Origin of the sequence: Providencia sp. Je.9.19, assembly GCF_051129765.1 — a bacterium.
In the GTDB taxonomy this organism is placed as follows: domain Bacteria; phylum Pseudomonadota; class Gammaproteobacteria; order Enterobacterales; family Enterobacteriaceae; genus Providencia.
Map to the genome: position 1 here is coordinate 37,038 of NZ_JBCPSS010000002.1, position 23,658 is coordinate 60,695.

Here is a 23,658-nt window from a genome sequence, read left to right on the forward strand (position 1 = left end):
GAAATAAGTAGTATTTCGGCGAGTAGCGCAGCTTGGTAGCGCAACTGGTTTGGGACCAGTGGGTCGGAGGTTCGAATCCTCTCTCGCCGACCAATTTAAAGAACCCCGCTTAATTAAGCGGGGTTTTTGCATTTATAGTTTGTTATTATTAATAGCATCCCACATTTACTTATTCAGTATTAGTACTCCGCCATCTCTCTTTGTCAGTATTTTTTTCAGATTTTTTTCCGAAGATTTATTTTCTACTTATCTATTTTATCGATTTTAAAAATTTTTTATTACTTGCCATAATTCATTTTAAATTAAGATTTAGAGCGTAATCACACTTTGCTTTTAATGAGTATAACGAGTTGTTTTTTATACTAAAATTAAGTTGTCGTAAATCAGATACAAACGCCTATTTCTATGTCTCCAAAAAGAGACATATTACATCATGATTTATATGAGAAAATTTATAATGTGGTTATCATGTCTCTGATCAGAGACAATAAATCGGTGGTAATTACTGATGGCCATTGGAAAAATTTGCTGACTGTTAAATGCAGAAAATGTGACGGCGTTAAAATTTAGCTAACACCTTGGAATATGGGGTGAACAAGAGAATGGTCGAGAAATATAAAAAGTTGGCACGCATTGTGCATTATTTATTATGTAGATGCTCATCCCACTTATTATGATAGCGATGCTTCATAAACCCAGGGATGACGCAAGCCATTATCGGTGCCTATTGTCCACTTTAGATGACCAAGAGCTAATCCTCTTACCATCAACTAACGGGCGAAACGTTGAGTGAGGCACCATCAGTCTGTAGACCTGATTATATTTATACACCTGCTTTTGCAGGTGTTTTTTTTTGCTTAAAAATCGAGATCTCTTCCAGTGGCAATCGATAAAGATTAACCATGGAAAAGAACTATCATTGGAGACTAAATTTTTCTTTTACTAAACCATTTGCTAAACCAACGGGTAATATAGGTATAGCAAAGAATAAAGAATGTAATGAGAAAGATGTCTTTATTTAGGTCTTCAGTATTAAAACCAATTATGGTGATAAAAATAAATGGGGATAGAATCAATAGAAGAAGATCAAAAAAGATCTGTAAACGATTTGGGGTAGCAATAGTCCAGCGCCAGATAGTTTTAATTACATTCATGTTGATATCCTGAGTTCATTTAAAGCAAAATTGCATACAATTATTTATACACTATGTGAATGGTTTATAACATAGCCAAGTCGATTTTGTTTTTAACTATACAAAAAATCTTATTTTTCATCTAATTATGTATAAAAACAAATGAAGGTTTATCGTTTTATGATGATTTAAAAAGGTGCTCGATAAGAAAGAAGTAAATATTGTTCACTTATATTTAAAATATTTAATATATCTTTTTTAAATAGAATGATTTTCTATTCGTTATAAAGCTAAATATTCAGTCTGAATGTAAATAGAATGGAAAATAAGGTAAATAAAAAGCGCTACCTATTCGATAGCGCTTTGGGTCGAGATTACATTATTGTCATATTTAAGCTACTAAACTAAATATGATCAACGCTCTTGTTTTAAAGAGTGCATTAAGGCTTCTTGACGAATTTTTGCGGCTTCATGGGGCTTATGAAGTTTATCAAATGCATCCGCTAACCAAGCTGCGTCTTGCGCATCAAAGCGTTGTGCGAGAGCGGCTTTAAAGTAGGTTTCAGCTTTTTCCCATCGCGCATTTTGTAGTGAAAGTACCCCTAATATACTGTTAAGTAATGGAGTCGCGCCCGTTTGTTTAAGTAAATTGAGTAATATTTTCTCAATAACTTCAGGCTGTTCACTGTTGAGTTTAGGGATGAGTAAGAGTAAACGCTCGTCATATTGTTGTTTTAATCCATCAACAATAATTTTTTCTGCGCTGACGGTGTCACCACATTCAATTAAATGTTCTGCTAAGAAAGCCTGTAAAGCGGATTCATTGCGAACTTTACGTGCCTGAGCTTTCCACCAGGATTTTAATCCATCACTGCCACCTTCTGCCATGCACTGATTCATTAAGCCTTTGTATGCTTGTAATTTTAGCGCATCGAGTTCATCTTCATTATGTAATTGTACCTTAGCCATAATGGGTAATAGTTCTATCAAAGCTTGATAAGCACCGGAACGTAAGTAAGCCTGTTCCGCAAGACGCAGAATTTCAGGATGTCTTGGCGCTTGATCGATAAGTTTATCAATACCATTACGCGCAGCGTGAACTTCACCTTCTGCTAATTGGATACGTACACGGCTTATATCAACAGGGAGTTGATCATTTCCCGCGGCTTCCGCAGCTCTGTCTAAATATTGGTGAGTACGATGCTCATCACCTCTTTGCTGGGCAGCTTCTGCTGCAAGTAGATAATTGATGACAGGCTGCTGAGAGAAATCAGCATGTTTACTCATCAATTTTTCAACTTGCTCAAAGTCACCTTCAGCTAATTTCAGTAAGGCTTTTTGAGTTTGAGTGTGGGCTTTATGATACTTACGTCCACTTACCCAACCTTTAGTTCGCGAGGTGGTGCTGATAAAACGGCGATAGCACCAACCGAGGAATAACAAAATGAATTGCAGTAAAATAAAGCACAGTACCAAGCTGGTGACACTAGTAGTGATATCGTAATCATCGGTACGGATAAATACGTAGCCTTGGTGGCCGGCAAGTAGCGGTCCCAATATCACGCCAGCAATAAGAACAATAAAGAGGATTAATACCTTAATCATAGTTACCCCTTATTCTCAGTCGGCTTTGGTGCTTCGAAAGCGGGTATTTCAGCTTCCTGTTGCGGCTCCGTAGCTTGAGATTGTGCATCTTGAGGGATGGCTGCATCGGTAGCCTCTTTTGCGGCATCAGCAGGCTGTGTTGTTTCTATCGCGCTTTCGTTTATCGCACTGTCATTTGGTTGAGAAAGTAGGTTACGCACTCGAGTTTGCATGACTTTTTCGAGTTTCGCTTGGCTTTCAAGTGCATCAGGCATTTCAGTTGCAATCGGTTGATTGATTAAGTCATCTATTTCAGTCAAAAATGCTTTTGTTGCCGGTGCATCCACATCAAAATAGGCTCTTACCCATGTAGAGGCTTGTTCAAGTGACTGTTTGTAAGTCGCTTCTTGATAACGAGGCACTGCTTGGGCGGCAATAAGAAGCTGAGAGCGAATGTTTTCGCGTAAATAGATATCTTGGTTTGGAGCAAGTAATGGGGCTTCTGAACCATCGCGGGCGCGCACTGTAATAAAGTCACTGGTGAAACTTTTCCAGCTACGCGATAAGTTTTGTTTCCAGTCAGATATATCTTCACTGACTTCGCCGTTGTTATCATCTTGTTTTGCATCACCACTATTGAGGTCTGCTAAACGCAAATTATCCACTTCATTACTCAATTGATTCAGGCGTAAAATAATACCATCGTAGTCAACTTGGTTAATTGCCGCTAGGCGAGCAATGTCATTATTGATGGATTTACGAATATCAATCAGGCTAGGGTCATTCATTTCCGCTAGACTAGTATCTGCGCTTTTTAAAAGTACAGCCGCGGTGACAGGGTCGTGGTCATTCCACAATTTTCTGCCAGCCATTTTTACCATAAAATCAGCTTGAGCAACTAACCAATTTTTTACGTCTGCACTAGAAAGGGCGGTAACATGGGCTTGCAATTCTTGCATGCGGCGGTTTAATTGTTCTTCGTATTCACGAGATTGATTTTTTATCTCTACGTTAGCTGCAATAAGGGCATCTAGACGCTGCCTATCGGTATTTTGTTGTTCTGCTAGATCACTTAATTGTTGTTTAAGTTCATTATTTTCATTGACTAGTAGCGCGTTACTTTGTTGAGTGAAGTAGTAAAGCCCCCCACCAATAGCAATAATAATAGCAATAGCAATGACGCTACCGACCAGACCAGAACGTTTTTGTTCCGAAGTTGGTTTTGTTTGGCGGCTTTTGGGCTGCTCCGTTACTGTTTGTTCATTAACCGTCTCGGTAGTTTTATTGTGTTCCGTCATAAATTAACATCCCATATCGGTTGAATATAGTGCTTTTAATAAAGCATTATTATCTGCGCTATTAGCTACACAGACCTTCTGCCAGCCGCTTTGGCGAGCTTGATCTGCAATCCGTTCACTGACGACAATTAGGCGGCGAGTAAACCACCATGGCTTGATGTCTTCAGCGATTAATTCATTTAATAAAGCTAACATTTGACCACTGGTAATGACAATGTCAGTAATATTGGTCTCTAACCATTTCTGGTTAAACGCTGTTCTATTATAAGGAACAGGGTGTCTTGCGTAACATTCACAGTATTCGACCAGTGCTCCTCTCGATTTTAATGTCGATGCAAGGAGTTCTCTGCCGCCATTACCACGCAATAAAAGTGTGCTCTTACCCTCTAAAAACTGGAGCTCAGGGAGTGTCAGTAGTATTTCGCTGGTTTCCCCGTGCTCGGCCCATTGAACAGGAAGGCCTGTTATTTGTTGGAAATACTGTCCTGTTGAGCGGCCGATACCATAATAGGATAACTTATCTGACCAGCTTCGTCCTGCTTGTTCAAGGGTTAAATTTGCATACCAGACTGCATTTTTGGACAAAAGAAATACTAAGTCATTATTATTTAAATGGTCGAGATAGCCGGTGAGCTTATCTAGCTCTGCGCCCGCACCAATACTGATAAGGGCGGAGGCATATGCCTGGCTGCCAGTTGAGTTTATTGCCGCTATCAGCTCTGAGCCTGTTGGTTCAGGGCGAGTGACAAGGACTCTCATGCGGGCGGGTTTCCTTTATAGACTTCTGCAAGAATTTCTCTCGCGCCACGAGCAAGAAGATCTTCCGCGAGCGCAATACCTGCTTGATTTGCTTGTTCTGGCGTCGAAACACATTCGCCTCGAATAATAATACTGCCATCGGGAGCACCTACAAGGGCTCGAAGCCAAATTTTATCATCTTGCCAAATGGCATAGCTACCGATAGGAACTTGGCATCCGCCTTCTAATCGCATATTCATTGCGCGCTCTGCGAGGACACATATTGACGTTGTATCATCATTAAGCTTCGCCAAAAGTGCTCGGGTATTTGTATCATTTAAGCGACATTCGATACCGACAGCACCTTGTCCTACAGCGGGTAATGATTGCTCTGGTTCCATCGCAGCACGTACCCGATCGCCAAGGCCTAAGCGCTTGAGGCCTGCTACAGCTAAAATAATTGCATCGTACTCACCATTATCTAGTTTAGATAAGCGAGTGCCTACATTTCCGCGTAGATCGCGAATAATGAGGTCTGGGCGTTGCTCTCTTAATTGGCATTGGCGACGTAAACTTGATGTACCCACAATACTACCGATAGGTAAGGCATCAATATTGGCGTAATGATTGGAGACAAATGCATCACGAGGGTCTTCACGTTCACAAATGGTGACTAACCCTAAGCCTTCAGGAAACTCAACAGGTACATCCTTCATAGAATGAACGGCAATATCAGCGCGTCCTTCTAATAAAGCGAGCTCTAATTCTTTAACGAATAACCCTTTACCACCAACTTTGGCTAATGGGGTATCAAGAATAATGTCACCTTTTGTCACCATTGGAACCAGTTCAACCTGCAAATCAGGATAAAGTTGTTCTAATTTTTGTTTCACAAAATGCGCCTGCCACAGGGCTAGAGGGCTTTTACGTGTCGCAATACGCACGATATTTATTGATGTCATTTTACTGTTTTCTCAGACGAATATTGCCGCAGATTAACCATACATTTGGCATTAGTTTTAACATGTTAGCGATACTTTTTCCAGTTGGGTGCAAAACAGCGATTAATATTGAGAGGCATGGTTTTACTCCTGAGGATAATAAAAAGTATTTAATTATTATTTTCTTTAGCTAATTGTGCTTTTTTTTCGTGAAGAAAGCCCTATTTTGCATTAATTTATGTTGAAGCGTTCAAGCATAGGCGCCATGCGTATTGTTCATATGTTTTTTTGTATTGTTGTTTTATTCAACAATAGAGTTCAATGATATTATTCCATTGAAAAACAAGGGATATTTTGAGGTGTTAAAAAATAAAAAGTCTTTTTATACAATATGTTGAAAAGCATTTTGTATCAAAAATAAACGAATAAAATTATGTGATCTACTTTACCCTTTTGATGCAAGGTGTTAAATTGATCACGTTTCCGACAATCCATTTGAAAATTACTTTAAATTTATCTCTATCTGTTGGGTGCTGGGAAATCCCAGATTTGTTATCTCATTCAGCCAGGCGCAATCATTTGTATCTCTATATTGAAACCTTAAAGCAAAGACTCGATGCAATAAACCAACTGAGGTTGGAGCGTGCAACGTCGTCTATGAATGAAGCCTTCTCGAAGGTATATAGCCTGCTGCCGATTTTATTTCATTATCATCACCCAATGATGCCTGGTTTTATTGAAGGTAATGTTCCCCACGGGGTATGTTTTTTTTCACCTGATGTAGAACAAAATAAATGGTTAGAACAGTTTGAAAGATTCCTCCCGCTAGAAGTACCTGCTAATGGTGAGTTGCCGATTACTGGCATCTATTCTATGGGCAGTACATCTTCTATTGGCCAGAGCCAGTGTTCGGATATTGACGTTTGGGTTTGCCATCCATCATGGTTAGATAACGAAGAAAAACGTTTTCTGCAAAAGAAATGTGTGCTGATAGAACAATGGGCAGCTTCTTTAGGCATCGATGTTACCGTCTTTTTAATCGATGAAAATCGATTTCGCCATAATGCTAGTGGGCATATTGGTGGTGAAAATTGCGGTTCAACACAGCATATTCTCTTGTTAGATGAATTTTACCGTACTGCCGTGCGTATGGCTGGTAAAAGACTATTATGGACCATGGTGCCTGTTGAAGAAGAGCCACATTACGATGAATACGTGATGGGGCTTTACGCTCAAGGTGTATTAACACCAAATGAGTGGTTAGATTTAGGTGGTTTGGGTGAGTTGTCTGCGGCCGAATACTTTGGTGCAAGTTTGTGGCAACTGTATAAAAGCGTTGATTCACCCTATAAAGCAGTTTTGAAAAGTATCTTACTTGAGTCTTATTCGTGGGATTATCCGCACGGTAAATTATTAGCGATGGAATTTAAACGTCATCTCCATGCTGGCGAAATTGTCTGTTACGGATTAGATTCTTACTGTTTAATGCTTGAACGTGTGACTCGTTACCTCACTGAAATCAATGATCTTACCCGCCTTGACTTGATACGCCGCTGTTTTTACCTGAAAGTCTGTGAAAAACTCTCTGAAGATGATGACAACCAATGTTCTGGTTGGCGCCGTGATGTGCTTTCTCAACTCGTGGGTTCATGGGGCTGGGGAGCAGAACGTTTGGCGGTACTCGATGAGCGAAATCAATGGAAAATTGAGCGAGTTCGCGAAGCCCACAATGAATTACTTGATACGATGATGCAGAGTTACCGAAATTTAATTCGCTTTGCTCGTCGTAATAATTTAAGTGTTAGTGCGAGCCCTCAAGATATTGGCGTATTAACTCGTAAGTTATATGCTGCCTTTGAAGCTCTGCCGGGTAAAGTCACTTTGGTGAATCCACAAATTTCGCCTGATCTGAGTGAAAGTCATCTGACATTTATTTATGTGCCAGCAGGTCGTGCAAATCGCAGTGGTTGGTACCTTTATAATCAAGCGCCAAATATTGACACTATTATTGGTCATCAACCGCTTGAATATAACCGTTATTTGAATAAATTAGTGGCATGGGCATATTTTAATGGCTTACTAACTGAAACAACTCATGTTTATATGCATAATGGTCAATCTCAGTGTGATGAGCTTAAATTGCTTGAGCTTATGCATGATGTTTCTAGCCACTTTCCTATCAGGCTGCCAGCTCCGACGCCTAAAGCATTATATAGCCCATGTGAAATTCGCCATTTAGCGATTATTGTTAACTTAGAAAAAGATCCCACTCAAGTATATTCAGAACAAGTGGTTCATGTTGACTTTAGAAAGTTAGATATTTTTAGTTTTGGAGAATCTCAACAGTGCCTTATTGGTAGTATCGACTTACTTTATCGCAACTCGTGGAATGAGGTAAGAACACTGCATTTTAGTGGCGAGCAGTGTATGTTAGAGGCATTAAAAACTATTTTAGGTAAGATGCACCAAGATGCGTCGCCTCCTGAAGCGGTTGAGGTTTTTTGTTATAGTGAACACTTACGCGGATTGATCCGTACACGGGTTCAACAGCTTATCTCAGAGTGTGTTGAGTTACGTTTATCGAGTAATAGTCATGATCCCGGCCGTTTTAAAGCTTTACGTATTGCAGGTCAAACGTGGGGATTATTTTTTGAGCGCCTCAATGTATCCGTTCAGAAACTAGAAAATGCGGTTGAGTTTTATGGCGCGATTTCCCATAACAAGCTGCATGGTTGGCCTGTGAAGCTTAAAGCTAAAAGTGAAAATCATTTACCTGCGGTAGTCGATGGCTATGCGAGCGAAGGAATTGTGCAGTTTTTCTTTGAAAATACCGCAGATAACAGTGGTTTTAATATCTATGTATTAGATGAAGCCAATCGCGTTGAGATCTATTCACATTGTGAAGGGTCTAAAGAAGATTTAGTTCGTGATGTCAGTAAGTTCTATTCCTCATCTCATGACCGCTTTACTTACGGTGCAAACTTTATTAATTTTAACTTGCCTCAGTTTTACCAAATTGTGCAGCAGGATGGTAAAAATCAAGTTGTTGCTTTTACTGGGGTAACTTGGCCATTTTCGGCTGAAGATGATGTGTTAAACCGTGAGCCTTATGTAGACCAACCCAGACATCCTCAAGCTAATTATTATTAATTTAAAAAAGAGAGACAGCGATGAAGGCTAATAACCGCTGTCTTGTTTGCTAGAACGAAAACGGTTCTTTACTTTGAAATGCAATCGCATCGGCTAGCATCTCGGTAAATTTCTTGCCTGAACGGTCACAAAGCCATTCCCCATCTTGATAACTATAATGATAACCGCCTTGTTTCGTCGCAAGCCAAATTTGATGAAAAGCTTCTTGTTTGTTGATGATGATTTTAGTGCCATCTTCAAAGCTCAGGGTCATCACTCCACCATTAAGCTCGCAGTCAATATCAGCGTCGCCATCATAATTATCTAAGTGTTCTTCTATAGTGCTTAGCAGTTGTTCTGCTCGTTGATGAAATTCACTGTCATTCACGGTTAAATTCCTATTTGCTCGCCAATTTTGGTTAAAACTCTAGTATTAGAAATTATAGAGTCGAATACGCCATGGGGTTAATTTAGAGTAATTAATCACTATTGTCAGATTAAATTTAGCCTAATGAAGCGAAAAATACTTCTAACTTGAATGAGTTAACGTATAAAATGGATCATACTTTAAGCAATATGTATATTGATAGGAATAAATGACTTAAATGGCGTCTTTACTCTGATTTCTAGGGCCGCTTATTGATGACTTTTATGCAATTTAGTGTGTGATGCGTATATAATTTGGATATGTTTGATAAACGGGCGTGATTTGAACCGTCACACCTGCTAATGTGTAAAAATATGAGTTATTAAAAGTCAGTATGACAGGCGAAATATAATGAAAAAAAGTTTATTTGGGCTCGGTGCGTTTATTATTTTGTTCACGCTTTCTGGTTGTGGCCTAAAAGGGCCTCTTTATTTTCCTCCGGAAGAACAAGCTGCTCCTGCGCAGACCCCAGACGTACAACCTAAAGCCAAAAGCAGCTCAATTGATGAGCCTGCTCAAGCTGCAACTAAACCATAAGTTACGATTATGGAACGCGAAATGCAGTTTTCTAAAATGCATGGTCTAGGTAATGACTTCATGGTGGTGGATGGCGTTACTCAAAACGTATACTTTTCTCCTGAGCTCATCTGCCGTCTTGCAAATAGACATACCGGGATCGGATTCGATCAACTACTGTTGGTGGAAGCTCCTTATGATCCAGACTTAGACTTTCATTATCGTATTTTTAATTCCGATGGGAGTGAAGTTTCTCAATGTGGAAATGGTGCGCGCTGTTTTGCGCGTTTTGTTCGCCTAAAAGGACTGACTAATAAGCAAAAAATTAAAGTCAGTACTCAATCAGGCCGAATGACGTTAACGGTTAATGAAAATGATGATGTCTGTGTGAATATGGGAGAGCCTGATTTTGAACCACAGAAAGTCCCATTTCGCGCGGTAAAAGCGGAAAAAACCTATATTATTAGAGCCCAAGAACGTACAGTGTTGTGCGGTGTGGTCTCGATGGGTAATCCTCACTGCGTCATACAAGTTGAAAGTATTCACACTGCAGAAGTTGATATTTTAGGTCCTGCATTAGAAAGTCATGAACGGTTTCCTGAGCGTGCCAATATTGGTTTTATGGAAATTGTTAGCGCTGAACATATTCGCTTGCGTGTTTATGAACGTGGCGCTGCTGAAACTCAAGCCTGTGGTAGTGGTGCCTGTGCAGCTGTTGCTGTCGGAATAACCCAAGGTCTGTTATCAAGCCGTGTTCGCGTCGATTTACCCGGTGGCTCCTTGAATATTAGTTGGGATGGCCCAGGAACTCCGTTATATATGACGGGGCCTGCAACACATGTTTATGATGGAGTGATCCAAATTTAATCTTGGTGAAAGAAAGAGGGTAATAATGGATAAGACTGAGATAGTACCTGAGAGTGTTCATCAACTAGATGAGCATGATGTGGTGCAATATTTAAAGGAAAATCCGTATTTTTTTATCCGTAATGCTCAAATTGTTGAGCACATCAAGGTTCCACATGTAGTACAAGATGCGATTTCGCTTCCTGAGCTAGTCATGAGTCGTCAGCGTTTGAAAATCAAAGCACTTGAACAAGATATCCGCTTTATGGTTGAGCAGGCTCATGAGAACGTACAGCTCTTTGATGAATTGTTGTTTTTAGTGATTGAGCTATCATCCGCTAATAGCCTGCAAGGGATGTTATTATCTTTAAATCGCTGGGCAAAGAAATTAGGCCTTTCAGGTGCATCTGTTCGGTTGTTTAGTGACTGCTGGCGTTTATCTGCTCCTTTAGATGCACATCAATTAGTGATTGCTCGTCGTGCCTTTGAGCCTGTTCGAATTCAACGATTTGGCGATCGGATGAATTATCTTGGTGGCTTAAATGGGTCTGAACTTCGATTACTTCTCCCTGATGGTCTCAACATTGGCTCAGTCGCCATTTCTTTATTTGGTCATCATGGCGAATCTGGCATGGTGATCTTTACGAGCCGTGATCGTGAACATTATCAGCATGGTATGGGAACGGTTATGCTGGAAAAAGTTGCCCAAATTCTACCGAGGTTATTATGCCGATGGATAGAACGCCTCTAGCTCCTCAGCCAGAAGGGCTGACTCTTCATGTTGACGCATTCCTTCGTTATTTACGAGTTGAGCGTAGACTCAGTCCCGTGACGATAACTAATTATCGTCGCCAGCTCAGTGTCGTTGAGCAGATCCTGACAGAATTAAAAATTACCCAGTGGCAGCAATTGGATACGGCGATTGGGCGTAATATCGTGGTAAAAAGCCGCCGAATGGGATTGCAAGCGGCGAGTATGGCTTTACGCTTATCTGCATTGAGAAGTTTTTGTGATTGGATGGTGCAGCAAGGTGAATTGCCCGCGAATCCAATTAAAAGTATTCAAGCACCGAAAGGTAAAAAACGACTGCCTAAAAACTTAGATGTTGATGAGGTTTCTCAACTACTTAATATAGACAGTGGCGATCCGCTAGTTGTGCGTGATAGAACGATGTTGGAAGTGATGTATGGCGCAGGTTTACGTTTATCTGAACTTGTTGGCCTTGATGTTCGTCACCTTGACCTTGATTTAGGTGAGATATGGGTGATGGGAAAAGGCAGTAAAGAGCGAAAAATTCCAGTTGGAAAAACAGCTGTTAGTTGGCTTAAGCGTTGGCTAGAAATGCGTGAGCTGTATGAACCTGAAGATGGGGCTGTTTTTATTTCAACACAAAGTGGTAAACGAATTTCAAATCGAAATGTACAAAAACGTTTTGAGCAGTGGGGGATCAAGCAAGGCATCAACAGCCATATTAACCCACATAAATTACGCCACTCTTTTGCGACACATATCCTTGAATCAAGTGGTAATTTGCGTGGGGTGCAAGAGCTTTTAGGCCATGCAAACCTTTCAACAACGCAAATCTATACGCATCTTGATTTTCAGCACCTAGCAAGCGTTTATGATGTGGCTCATCCAAGAGCAAAAAGGGAGAAATCTTAATGCATTTTTACCGACCACTGTCGCCAATTAAGGCGATTACGTTTGATTTGGATGACACGCTTTACGACAACCATCCTGTTATCGATAAAACGGAAGAGGAAGTATTACGTTTTGTTCGTGAATACGACGCTCGGTTTAATCATTTTGATAACAGCGACTTGTATACATTTCGTCATATTGTTGCAGAGCAAGATCCTGAAGTGTGTCACGATATCACTCGCTGGCGTTGGTTATCAGCCAAAATGATGTTTTGCCATTATGGTTATAACAAAGATGAGGCGCTAAAAGGTGCCGATGACATCATGGCGCATTTCACTTACTGGCGTAACCAAATCACAATCTCTGAATCTACCCATGAAACCTTGGCATTACTGGCACAAAAAGTGCCTTTAGTGGCAATAACTAACGGTAATGCACAGCCAGAAGCGTGCGGACTTGGCGATTACTTCCAATTCGTACTAAAAGCGGGTCCTGATGGTCGTTCAAAACCTTTTTGTGATATGTATCGACTTGCAGCTCAACGCCTCGATATCGAACCGCAGGCTATCTTGCATGTGGGTGACAACTTGATAACGGATGTTGAAGGCGCGATTAATAGTGGGATGCAGGCTTGTTGGATTAATACCGGTAATAAAACACTGATGAAAGAGAAAGATGTTCGTTTATTACCCCATATTGAAATTTCGCAGTTGGCTTCTCTCTTGTCACTGGTATAATCAATTCTCTGTATAAAAACACAGTGGTAATTGCCACTGTTTTATTTCTTGTATTTCAGCTCTGATGGTAACTATGGACGTCTCTTATTTGCTCGAAGGTCTTAATGACAAACAGCGCGAAGCGGTTGCCGCACCGCGCACCAATTTACTGGTACTCGCAGGGGCGGGTAGCGGTAAAACGCGCGTGCTGGTACATCGAATTGCTTGGCTGATGTCGGTTGAGAATGCGTCTCCATATTCCATTATGGCAGTGACCTTTACCAATAAAGCGGCGGCAGAAATGCGCCATCGTATAACGCAATTGATTGGTACCAGTGAAGGCGGTATGTGGATTGGTACATTCCATGGCTTGGCGCACCGTTTATTGCGTCAACATTATATGGATGCCGGCCTGCCACAAGATTTCCAAATTTTAGACAGTGATGACCAATACCGTTTAATTCGCCGTTTATTAAAAGCGCTAAATCTCGATGAGAAACAATGGCCGCCACGTCAAGGTATGTGGTACATCAACGGTAAAAAAGATGAAGGATTACGTCCTCAACATATTGAAAGTTACGGTAATCCTATAGAGGCGACTTGGCAGAAAGTTTATCAAGCCTATCAAGAAGCTTGTGACCGCGCTGGGCTGGTGGATTTCGCCGAGTTATTATTGCGAGCCCATGAATTATGGCTAAATAAACCTCATGTTTTGCAGCATTATCGCGAACGCTTTACCAATATCTTAGTGGATGAGTTTCAAGATACTAACAGTATTCAATATGCGTGGATCCGTGTACTTGCGGGTGATACCGGCAAAGTGATTATTGTTGGTGATGATGATCAGTCAATTTATGGTTGGCGCGGGGCTCAGGTAGAAAATATTCAGCGCTTTTTAAATGATTTTCCGGGGGCTGAAACTATTCGCCTTGAGCAAAATTATCGCTCAACTAATAATATCCTCAAAGCTGCCAATGCGTTGATTGCTAATAACAGCGACCGCTTGGGTAAAAACTTATGGACCGACGGCAGTGATGGCGAGCCAATCTCTCTTTATTGTGCATTTAATGAATTAGATGAAGCCCGCTATGTCGTGGGTCGCATCAAACAATGGCATGAAAATGGTGGCGCCTTAAAAGATTGCGCCATGTTGTATCGTAGTAATGCTCAATCTCGTGTATTAGAAGAAGCCTTAATACAAAGTGCGATGCCTTATCGTATTTATGGTGGTCAACGGTTCTTTGAACGACAAGAAATTAAAGATGCGCTCTCTTATTTACGGCTTATTGCAAATCGCAATGATGATGCCTCTTTTGAACGAGTGGTTAATACTCCGACCCGGGGTATTGGCGATCGTACATTAGATACTGTTCGCCAAACCGCCCGTAGCCAGCAACTGACTTTATGGGAAAGTTGTGAGTACTTACTACGGGAACAAGTCTTTGGTGGGCGTGCCGCCGCTGCCATTGAGCGTTTTTTAGAGCTTATCGATGCATTAGCCAAGGAAACTCAAGATATGCCGTTGCATGTGCAAGCCGATAGAGTGATTAACGACTCAGGTCTGCGTGCGATGTACGAACAAGAAAAAGGTGAAAAAGCGCAGGCGCGTATTGAAAACTTGGAAGAACTCGTTAACGCAACTCGTGACTTTAGCTATCAAGATGAAGACTTAGATTTAATGCCATTGCAGGCCTTTTTATCTCATGCAGCTTTAGAGTCTGGTGAAAGCCAGGCAGATGTTAACCAAGATGCAGTACAATTGATGACGTTGCACTCAGCAAAAGGTTTGGAGTTTCCGGTTGTGTTCATTGTGGGCATGGAAGAGGGTATGTTTCCAAGTCAAATGTCGATGGATGAAAGTGGACGACTTGAAGAAGAGCGCCGCTTAGCTTACGTGGGTATTACTCGTGCTATGGTAAAATTAACCATTACCTATGCAGAAAGCCGTCGTCTATATGGCAAAGAGGTTTATCACCGTCCATCACGTTTTATTGGTGAATTGCCTGTTGAGTGTGTCGAAGAGGTTCGTTTACGAGCAACGGTTTCGCGTCCGGTGAATCATCAGCGTCTTGGCACCGCAATAAGCCAGAATGATTCAGGCTATGCATTAGGTCAGCGTGTTATGCACCCTAAATTTGGTGAAGGTACCATTGTGAACCTTGAAGGTAGTGGAGAGCATTGCCGTCTACAAATTGCTTTTCAAGGGCAAGGTATTAAGTGGCTGGTGGCTTCATATGCGAGATTAGAAAATTTATAATTTTTTATATTAATATCAATACCTTCTTATATATTAAGTTGGTATTGATTTTCTATATAAATATAAATTAAATACATGGATTTTATTTATATTATTATCTTAATTATATTTATTTAATTATATTTTTATCTTCTTTTATATTAATACTAAATTGGTTAATTCCTTATTGATGAGTTAATATTTTAACTCGCCAGTGTTATTGGTAATGGAATTTTAAAATTTAACTTTAATAAGGAGTGTCAATATGGTAACTAAATTTTACATTAATGATAGCAAATATGAAAAAATTGATGAGTTGAAGGCGTCTATACAAAGAAGACTAAATAAGATAGAAGAACTAAAGAAAATTACCGAAACTGATTTTTCTGACTTAAAAAAAGCGTATTCTTCTATGAGCAGTAAAGTGAAAATGCAATTTAATAATTTTCTAAATAATAAAAATGAACAAATAAAAGGAAAAATTCACCACTTGAAAAACAGCTTTGATCAAATTTCTGATTTAACTTTAGAAACAAAAAAATTGATTGCTAACGATGAAGAGGTATTTTCTGATAATGGTTTTAACCCTATCGATTCCGAATTTAATGATTGGGTAGATAAAGAGGAACACACTATTATTAATGATGAACTAACAACTCAATCACTTAATTATATAATATCACATAAATCTATTTCTAAGTTATCAAAAGAATATGGAAAAAATATTATTAAAATAAATAGTGAATCTAAGCATATTAATAAAGCATTAATTGATCTCAATGGGTTACAACAAGAGATAATTAATGATTATCTAGAAGCGAGAGGTGAGATGATAAAAATGCAATTAAGAGCTAAAGAAATTACGCAATTGATTAGCGAACAAATCACTATTTTTAATCCGGCTCAAGAAATGGTGTCACTCACTGAAGCAGTAGCGGGTGCTAATTCTAATATATCTGTTGTTGCTTTATCTCATAATGGTTGTTCACTACCACCTGGAATTTGTAGGGTAAATCATTAACCATCGAGTTATAAGTCCATACATATCATATATTGTTCTAGGTGCTTATTTTTATGAGTGCCTAGATGATAGAAGCAAATTACCACTGTTGAGCCAATTCACATGGGTACTAAAGAAATTAATGGTCGTAACTGTATTGAATGCGTTTCTTTTTTATTATACTAAACTTTGATTTATTGCTTTAATCATCAAGATTCAAGTTTTTAATTTTAACTTTTTGCTATTTTAAAGTATAAAATTATACCGAACCACCTTCCTTGTATTTATCATGTCAATTAATAGTCTCATTGATTCACTTTCCACATCTGGTTGGTATGTGTGGGATGATTTCTTGAACCCTTCACAAATTCAAGTTATCAAAAATTGTATTCCAAATAAATTACAGGATGCCCGTATTGGTCATCTTGATTCACTACAGGACAATAAAAGTATTCGAGGTGACTTAACTGTTTGGTTAGAGCCTGAGATGGGCGATCCTATCACAAGTTATATGGCTCAAATGGATAGCATTAGACAGGCACTAAATTGTGAGCTTTATTTAGGGTTACGTGATTTTGAAACGCATTTTTGTTGTTATCCTAATGGTGCATTTTATAAAAAGCATATTGATAATTATAAAGGAAAAGGACGACGTAAAATCACAACCGTGCTGTATATGAATGAGTCATGGCAGACCGGAGATGGTGGCGAATTGGTGATGTATGATTCTGCCGATAATGAGTTACTAAAACTTGAGCCATTTTGTGGACGAATGATTTTTTTCATGTCAGAAGATTTTCCTCATGAAGTCTTACCTACCCAAAAAAAGCGTGAAAGTATAGCTGGTTGGTTTTTAACTGAAAGTTTGCTCTAACGCTTATCAATGTAAGCCGCCTCTGTAAAGAGGCAGGCCAAGATGAAAGTTTTAATATTTATATATCAATTATATTTTCTATATAACTACAGTTTATTATAAAATGTAGTCAATCTTAAATTAAAGTTAATTTATCTATTTGAAATTGATATTTTAATATATTTATTTTAATGTTTATTTTTATCTGCATGTAATTTTTGAATAAAAGGAGTTATACAGTGAAGGGATTTGATTTTATTAGACGTGACCCAATGCAGAATTATGTTAATGTTACTGAACGTAGTAATGAAATTATGGATGCACTTAATAAGTTGAGTAAGAAGGAAGTTGGTGAAAGCGTATCAATAGGTTCTAATGATGCTAACTTAATACAAAATATGAATGCATTTTTATTAGATAGAAATAATTCAGTTATGGACGTTGATTATAGTTTAAAAACGCCAATATCAAACTATTCGCCAGCAGCTTATATGACATCATTTAAATCATATTAATCTTTAAATATATCAACCTCTAAATATAAATAGGCCACCCTCTTAGCGAAGGTGGCGTTATGATTAGATTAGCCGCTTAAATTGACTACCTGAAAACACAATCACTGCATTTCCTCTTTCAATCTGATAATGAGAACAGTGACGTTCTTTATCTAATGTACTCAGCTGTTGAGATTGATGCTCATTTAATTTCCACTGAATCAGCTGGCGAGCTAATTTTTTATTGGCATGTTGACTGCGTTCGGATTGTACTTTGACGCTAACACCTGTTGCGATATGTTTTGCTCTTACGGCTGAACAGGTTTTATTCACATGCTGTCCTCCGGGGCCTTGCGCCTTAATAAACTCAAATTCAATTTCACTTTCCTCAATGCCTATAACTGGCGAAAAGCGCATGACTGTCATGAACCAATTTTTACGTTTATGGCGCGGGCGCAATGGGCTTTGGCATTGCCATTGAACTGTACCGCACCATAATTGTGTTAGTGCTTCGGCTTGAGAGCCATCTAATGAAACCAAAGCGGATTTTAAACCGTGCTTTGATGGAAATGATTCAAGGATATCTACATTTACTTGGCTAAGCTTTGCATCATGCAAAAAGTAAGCAAGTGCTTTTTCTACCGCAATACAGCATTCTTCAGGCCCTTGCGCGGATGAAAATTGTAATAATATCATTAGCAATCTCCACTGGTTTTATAGGTTACAATAGGCTTGAGGCGTGCAATTACTTGAATAATACCAATATCAATCATGCTATCAATCACTGTTTCTATTGATTTATAAGATTGAGGGGCTTCTTCATAGATTAATTGCTTGTTGGCACAAATAACACGGCTACCTAGTGTAGTTCGTGACAATTGTAAAGGCGTATAACGATGAGAAAGTCGGCCTTTACATTCGGTTCGCATCCACTTGCGTCCTGCACCATGAGCCAATGAATTGAGACTAACTTCACTGGTTTTTGGCGAGACTAGGTAACTGTAGTCACCTCGAGAACCTGGGATAATGACAAATCCACGATCTGATGGTGTTGCGCCTTTGCGATGAAGCCAGCCATTGATACCATTAATGCAGCAAGATTCTACCGAGTTATGATTGATATCTAAACTTAGTTCACCTGTTGCTTTTACTTGTTGTAACATACGTAAACCAATTAGCTGTCTGTTTAATTCTGCAAAACATAACGCATCTTGATGCGCTTGAAGATAGTGTTTTGCCTCATTAGATTGATCATCAAGGCCACTATGGTTATGTTGCTCAACATGTTGACGCAAAATTGATTGCCCCAAACCTCGGGAGCCACTGTGCACCAACAGTAATAGCTGCTGCTTATTTAAACCACTTTGTGCAAATAATTCAGAGTCGACTATTTCATCAATAACCTGAAATTCTGCAAAATGATTCCCTCCACCGATAGAGCTGAGTGATGCCATAAAATCGTGAGATTTCATGTGCTCAGGAACATATTCATTTAGCCAAGACAATGGCGCATGGTCAGCCATTTCAGTGAGTTGCTTCTCTAATTTATCTAAATTTAATTTAGATTTTTTAATATCCGTCTGAAATAAACTCATGCCACAGCCAATGTCATTACCGACTAACGCGGGATAAAAGCGCGAGCTAGAGAAAAATGCTGCCCCGATTGGGTAGCCACGTCCTGGGTGAAGATCTGGCATTCCAACCACTGAAACCATATCGGGTAGATTTGCGGTTGTTTGTAATTGTTGGATTGCTTTACTTTCAATCCATGTTGATTCTGTGGCGATATAACTGATGTGTTCGCTCACATAATGAAGGCTATTGCCCATATTAATTTGCTCATATCTAATTAAAAAATAAGATGAATACCTCGCCATATTTTAAATTGCACAGAGATTGGTTACGCAATAGCCTCGAGTCACATAGTCAATCTATGTTGATAGAGATGCTAGAGCTTGCCATTGATAGCAAATTAAACTATTGAGGGTAGAGCGGGCAAAAATTGGGAGATAGTATAACTAACGAGAGTGACTATTTCTGGGTGTGCCCGCAAAGAGTTTGATTAGTTGTTGTCATGATGTACCTCCTTGCAGTTAATGTTTGAATTGAAAACGCAGCGGATGATAGCGAGATGTTTTTTGCTTTGCAAGCGGTATTTTAAATAAAAAATGCTAGATGGTATTTTAGTGACTTTATGAATGCAATTAAGTTAGTTTAAAAAATATTATTTTAGTATGAATAATAATGACACTAACATATTAAAATTAAATTAGTTATAAGAGGGTAATTATAATATTATTTTATGGTCTGTTAATTCAAAAAATAATTATTTAAATCAATATGGATATTGTCATGAATAACAGTAAATCGTTATCAGAAACTTATGGGGACTTTATTTCAGTTTTTGTTGATAGGGATTGGAAATACAGGTGGGGAGTTAGCTAGAATAAGGATGTAGCTGATAATGAATGATGAAGGCATTTTGGCTATGCCTTCATCAAATTAAATAGTAATTATATAAAATTATGCGATATGAACCGTTTTTCCACCAATAATAGTGCGCAAGACTTTTACATTTTCGATGTCGTCAGCAGGAATTTCAAATACATTGCGATCAAGTACGATCATGTCGGCAAATTTACCCACTTCTAATGATCCAAGAACTTCTTCACGATGCTGTGCAAAAGCCGAATCAATAGTTGCTGAGCGTAAAACTTCCGTTACTGTTAAGTCACGATCGTTATCTAATCTTGGTGCTTTTTGACCATCAATGTCACGACCACGACGTGTTGCTGCGACTTTTAAGTCGTACCATTCATCAAAGTCATCAATTGGCCAGTCACTACCAAAAGCGACAACAGCGCCAGCATCGATAAATTTTGCGATAGGCTCTAACTGTTCAAAGCGTTCTTCACCTAACATATTGCGCTCAAAAGCGGCAAGTTCTGGTGTTGGCGCAGCCCATTGGAAAGAAAGGCATGCAATCGTTTTTAGGCGTGCAAATCGCGCATAATCTTTAGCATCAACCAGTTCGTTATGAGCGAGTCCTGGGCGGATATCTTTTTCGGGATGTGCGATACGCATTTTTTCAATCGCATCTAAAACAATAGACACAGCACCTTCACCGACGGTATGTAAATGTGGGTCGTAGCCTGCGGCTGCAATTTTTTCCATCAGTTCATCAAGAATTTCAGCCGTGAAATATAAGTCGCCGTAATTCTCTGTTTCGACCCAATTAGGCGCAATATCCGTGCCTTTATTAATGCGATAAGGCTGTAATAAAGAGGCTGTCATTGTTGGATATTGCATCACGCCATCGACAAACATTTTGATATTACGCAAGCCAATGCCAGGTTCCGGTGTCCAGTCTGCTTGATGCCATTTTTTAGCGAAAGCAACGGCGTTATCGACAGCTGCTGCAACTGAGGCGACATCGGGTGTTTCATCGGGGGTAATTTCACGGGCAGCTTGGAAACGGATAGTGAGGTCTCCACGCTGCTGTAGCTGTGCAAACGCATCAAGTTGCTGCTCAGAAACTCGAGCATCCATCACCATAGTGACACCTTGTTGGTTTAATACCTTTTGAACTAACTCTGCGACTTCAACAGTTTGATCATCACGAATAGTTGCAATACTATCAGCAGCACGCATCGCAGGTGCATCTTCTAAAATACCGTTAAGTTCGCCATTTTCGTATTTACCTATTTTACCATCGGGCGGTTCAGGTGTTTCTTTAGTGATGCCTAAAAGTGCTAATGCGCGGCTATTAGCTAATAAAGTGTGGCAGTCATTTGAAAAGAGGACCACAGGGCGATCGGTTTTCAAGGTATCCATGTCTTCACGATACATATCAATACCCGCAGGTAACATGCCTTGACGTAACCATGCGGTAACTTTTAACCAATCATTTTCGCTGGTACGAGGGTCTTTATCTAGGTGATCTTGCACACGTTGTAGGATTTGTTCAATCGATAATGACTCATAATTTAGATGACAACCGAATAGTTGAACGCCGCCCCAAAATGGGTGCATGTGGCCATCAATAATGCCAGGCATCATCATTTTGCCATCTAAATCGATACTTTCTGTTTCTGGTCCTACATATTGGTGTAATTCACCAGAAGTCCCTGTTGCAAGGATATAGCCATCTTGCAAGGCGATTGCGTCAACAACGCTATTTTGATTGTCTGCGGTATAGATATAACCGTTGAAATAAATGACATCAGCAATTTTGTTATTCATGGTAAACCGTCTGTATCAGGGGGCTCTTTGGGAGGAGCCTGTTCTAAAAAAACAACGGGGAAGGCTAAGCTCCCCCGTTATTGTCTATTATATTTTGTCTCAAGTATGATTAATTAATAATCATATCGGTCTCATCGTCAGAAATAGCAGGAGGACGACGAGTAAAGCCATGGGTTAACAGTGTGAGATAAACTGCACCTGCTGCTAGCCACCATAATCCAACTTTGAAGGCTTCTGCATCAAGGCTTGTCCACAGCCAAAGGGTTAAAATAACACCAATGGATGGCATGATAAGACAGGTGAAAATTTTTGTATTATCGAGAGGTGCTTTACGATCAATATAAAAATGTTTAATTACTGATAAGTTCACAAAGGTGAACGCAATGAGCGCCCCGAAACTTATCATTGATGCCACCATGCTCAGGGATAAAACGAGCGAAAGCAGTGAAGCAATTGCTACAAAAATGATTGAATACACTGGGGTATTTAATTTCGGATGCAAATATGCAAACACTGAACGTGGTAATACACCTTCGCGGCCCATTGCATAGAAAATACGTACAATACTAGCTTGTGATGTCATGGCAGAGGCAAATACACCAATTACATAGGCGGTAATAAAGCTAGATGCCATCATCGCGCCACCAACTTGCTTCATTACGGCAAGGCTGGCTACATCTGTATTTGGAATGAAATCTTGCCACACAGGATAAATGAGGTGTGCGCCATAAGAAATGGTCACAAACAAAGTTCCAGCAATAAAGACAGTATATAAAATTGCTTTTGGCAGAGCACGGCGTGCATCTTTAGTTTCTTCTGCCATGGTTGAAATGGCATCAAAGCCTAAGAAAGCTAAACATAATACAGCAGCACCAGCAAATAAGCCGGGTACTTGGTCTGCCATCACGGTAACTGGGGCGAGTAGCGCCTCGGTGTCTAATACAAATGAGGTTTTAAAGCTCAGATATAAAAAGACAGCAATAAACACAAATTGCATCATTATGATCAACATATTCATTGAGGATACTAATTTAATACCCAAAATATTCATAATGCTGACAAGTGTAATGGTGCTGCAAATAATCACATACATAGGAATATCTGGAAAGGCTTCGTGAACGAAGATTCCGATAGCGATGTAGTTGATAATAGGCAGGAATAAATAATCGAGCAGTTGTGCCCAACCCACTAAAAATCCGAGTGTGCCGCCAAATGTTTTTTGCACATATGAGTAAGCAGACCCTGAAAGAGGGAGTGCGCTGGTCATGCGGCAATAGCTCATGGCAGTAAAAAAGACGGCAGCAAGTGTAATTAAATAAGCGATAGGCAGGTGCCCTTCACTTAATACTGTGACTTGGCCATAGGTGGTAAAAATTCCGAGCGGCACCATATAAGCGAGCCCGAAAAATACTAACGCAGGTGTGGTCAGTACACGTTTCATATGAACGGTATTCTGTTGCATTTTGAAGCCCTTCCCAAAAGCCCTTCACAACGTCACTCTTTCTGAAGATACAGAAAAAATGAACCTAAAATGCAGCCATACTCGTCATACTTCGAACTACAACGTTGTTGGCTTTGCTCGCTCGCACTAGTCACATACTTTTGTATGCTCCTAGCGACTCTCTTGCTCGCCGCCTAGTTGTATTTTCGAATTATTTGAGTCTTAACGCTACATGATTGTATTAAATTTTAGAACCGGCTGTATTCAATTTCAGAAAACCTCGCACCAGGACATAATAAAAATGTCATCGTGCGCACTTTAATGAAACGTCAGTAATGAATCGGACCATCACTATCCGCTGGGGTGAATACAAGCGGCGTACAATATAGTTATCAACTCCCGATTAAGCAATCATTAATTGAA

The 23,658-nt window shown here is 39.7% G+C and carries 20 protein-coding genes and 1 tRNA gene; 11 read left to right on the plus strand and 10 right to left on the minus strand.

The window, feature by feature from the left end:
• Positions 1–16: 16 nt before the first annotated feature.
• Positions 17–93 (plus strand) — tRNA-Pro (locus AAZR93_RS09340).
• 833 nt (positions 94–926) lie between these two features.
• Here the strand turns inward: AAZR93_RS09340 and AAZR93_RS09345 are convergent.
• The 5 genes from AAZR93_RS09345 to hemC all read right to left on the minus strand — a co-directional run bounded on the left by AAZR93_RS09345 (position 927) and on the right by hemC (position 5,715).
• On the minus strand, positions 927–1,154 hold the full coding sequence (locus tag AAZR93_RS09345; RefSeq protein WP_294104360.1) for a hypothetical protein: 228 nt from the start codon (positions 1,152–1,154) through the stop codon (positions 927–929).
• 393 nt (positions 1,155–1,547) lie between these two features.
• A complete protein-coding gene (hemY, locus tag AAZR93_RS09350) occupies positions 1,548–2,738 on the minus strand; it encodes a protoheme IX biogenesis protein HemY (protein ID WP_336429396.1) in 1,191 nt (396 codons plus the stop codon).
• A gap of 2 nt (positions 2,739–2,740) precedes the next feature.
• Positions 2,741–4,015 (minus strand): uroporphyrinogen-III C-methyltransferase, encoded by a 1,275-nt coding sequence (gene hemX / locus AAZR93_RS09355; RefSeq protein WP_434719674.1) that lies wholly within the window; start codon positions 4,013–4,015, stop codon positions 2,741–2,743.
• Between the two features lie 3 nt (positions 4,016–4,018).
• Positions 4,019–4,774 (minus strand): uroporphyrinogen-III synthase, encoded by a 756-nt coding sequence (locus tag AAZR93_RS09360; RefSeq protein WP_434719675.1) that lies wholly within the window; start codon positions 4,772–4,774, stop codon positions 4,019–4,021.
• Positions 4,771–5,715: a hydroxymethylbilane synthase gene (gene hemC, locus AAZR93_RS09365; protein ID WP_336429393.1), complete on the minus strand. Its 945-nt coding sequence runs from the start codon at positions 5,713–5,715 to the stop codon at positions 4,771–4,773. The genes AAZR93_RS09360 and hemC overlap by 4 nt, the downstream gene beginning before the upstream one ends.
• Positions 5,716–6,273: 558 nt before the next feature.
• Here hemC and AAZR93_RS09370 point away from each other — a divergent pair.
• Positions 6,274–8,844, plus strand: a complete 2,571-nt coding sequence (locus AAZR93_RS09370) for a class I adenylate cyclase (RefSeq protein ID WP_434719676.1) — start codon at positions 6,274–6,276, stop codon at positions 8,842–8,844.
• Between the two features lie 49 nt (positions 8,845–8,893).
• Here AAZR93_RS09370 and cyaY read toward each other — a convergent pair whose 3' ends face one another.
• Positions 8,894–9,211, minus strand: a complete 318-nt coding sequence (gene cyaY, locus AAZR93_RS09375; protein WP_294104347.1) for an iron donor protein CyaY — start codon at positions 9,209–9,211, stop codon at positions 8,894–8,896.
• Between the two features lie 390 nt (positions 9,212–9,601).
• Here cyaY and lptM point away from each other — a divergent pair, with 390 nt between their 5' ends.
• From lptM to AAZR93_RS09420, 9 genes are all read left to right on the plus strand, one after another.
• Positions 9,602–9,787 (plus strand): LPS translocon maturation chaperone LptM, encoded by a 186-nt coding sequence (gene lptM / locus AAZR93_RS09380; protein ID WP_294104345.1) that lies wholly within the window; start codon positions 9,602–9,604, stop codon positions 9,785–9,787.
• A gap of 21 nt (positions 9,788–9,808) precedes the next feature.
• Positions 9,809–10,633 (plus strand): diaminopimelate epimerase, encoded by an 825-nt coding sequence (gene dapF / locus AAZR93_RS09385; RefSeq protein WP_294104343.1) that lies wholly within the window; start codon positions 9,809–9,811, stop codon positions 10,631–10,633.
• Between the two features lie 25 nt (positions 10,634–10,658).
• Positions 10,659–11,363 (plus strand): DUF484 domain-containing protein, encoded by a 705-nt coding sequence (locus AAZR93_RS09390; RefSeq protein WP_294104341.1) that lies wholly within the window; start codon positions 10,659–10,661, stop codon positions 11,361–11,363.
• The gene (xerC, locus tag AAZR93_RS09395) at positions 11,345–12,274 is read left to right on the plus strand and encodes a tyrosine recombinase XerC (protein ID WP_294104339.1); all 930 of its coding nucleotides are present in this window, start codon (positions 11,345–11,347) and stop codon (positions 12,272–12,274) included. The genes AAZR93_RS09390 and xerC overlap by 19 nt, the downstream gene beginning before the upstream one ends.
• Entirely contained in the window at positions 12,274–12,990 is a 717-nt protein-coding gene (yigB, locus tag AAZR93_RS09400) for a 5-amino-6-(5-phospho-D-ribitylamino)uracil phosphatase YigB (RefSeq protein ID WP_434719677.1), read from the plus strand. The genes xerC and yigB overlap by 1 nt, the downstream gene beginning before the upstream one ends.
• Positions 12,991–13,063: 73 nt before the next feature.
• A complete protein-coding gene (gene uvrD / locus AAZR93_RS09405) occupies positions 13,064–15,226 on the plus strand; it encodes a DNA helicase II (RefSeq protein WP_434719678.1) in 2,163 nt (720 codons plus the stop codon).
• Between the two features lie 244 nt (positions 15,227–15,470).
• Entirely contained in the window at positions 15,471–16,226 is a 756-nt protein-coding gene (locus tag AAZR93_RS09410) for a hypothetical protein (protein ID WP_434719679.1), read from the plus strand.
• Positions 16,227–16,494: 268 nt separating this feature from the next.
• A complete protein-coding gene (locus AAZR93_RS09415; protein ID WP_434719680.1) occupies positions 16,495–17,079 on the plus strand; it encodes a 2OG-Fe(II) oxygenase in 585 nt (194 codons plus the stop codon).
• A gap of 218 nt (positions 17,080–17,297) precedes the next feature.
• A complete protein-coding gene (locus AAZR93_RS09420) occupies positions 17,298–17,573 on the plus strand; it encodes a hypothetical protein (protein ID WP_434719681.1) in 276 nt (91 codons plus the stop codon).
• A 63-nt stretch (positions 17,574–17,636) separates the two neighbouring features.
• On the opposite strand, the gene prfH is transcribed toward AAZR93_RS09420, so the two are convergent.
• The 4 genes from prfH to AAZR93_RS09440 form a co-directional block, all read right to left on the minus strand.
• Entirely contained in the window at positions 17,637–18,248 is a 612-nt protein-coding gene (prfH, locus tag AAZR93_RS09425; protein WP_434719682.1) for a peptide chain release factor H, read from the minus strand.
• Positions 18,248–19,381, minus strand: coding sequence for an RNA ligase RtcB family protein (locus AAZR93_RS09430; protein WP_434719683.1), 1,134 nt, complete (start codon positions 19,379–19,381; stop codon positions 18,248–18,250). Before AAZR93_RS09430 ends, prfH begins: the two co-directional genes overlap by 1 nt.
• A gap of 694 nt (positions 19,382–20,075) precedes the next feature.
• Positions 20,076–21,794 (minus strand): amidohydrolase, encoded by a 1,719-nt coding sequence (locus tag AAZR93_RS09435; protein ID WP_434719684.1) that lies wholly within the window; start codon positions 21,792–21,794, stop codon positions 20,076–20,078.
• A gap of 109 nt (positions 21,795–21,903) precedes the next feature.
• Complete coding sequence (locus tag AAZR93_RS09440) at positions 21,904–23,256, minus strand: APC family permease (protein WP_434719685.1); 1,353 nt, start codon at positions 23,254–23,256, stop codon at positions 21,904–21,906.
• Positions 23,257–23,658 lie beyond the last annotated feature (402 nt).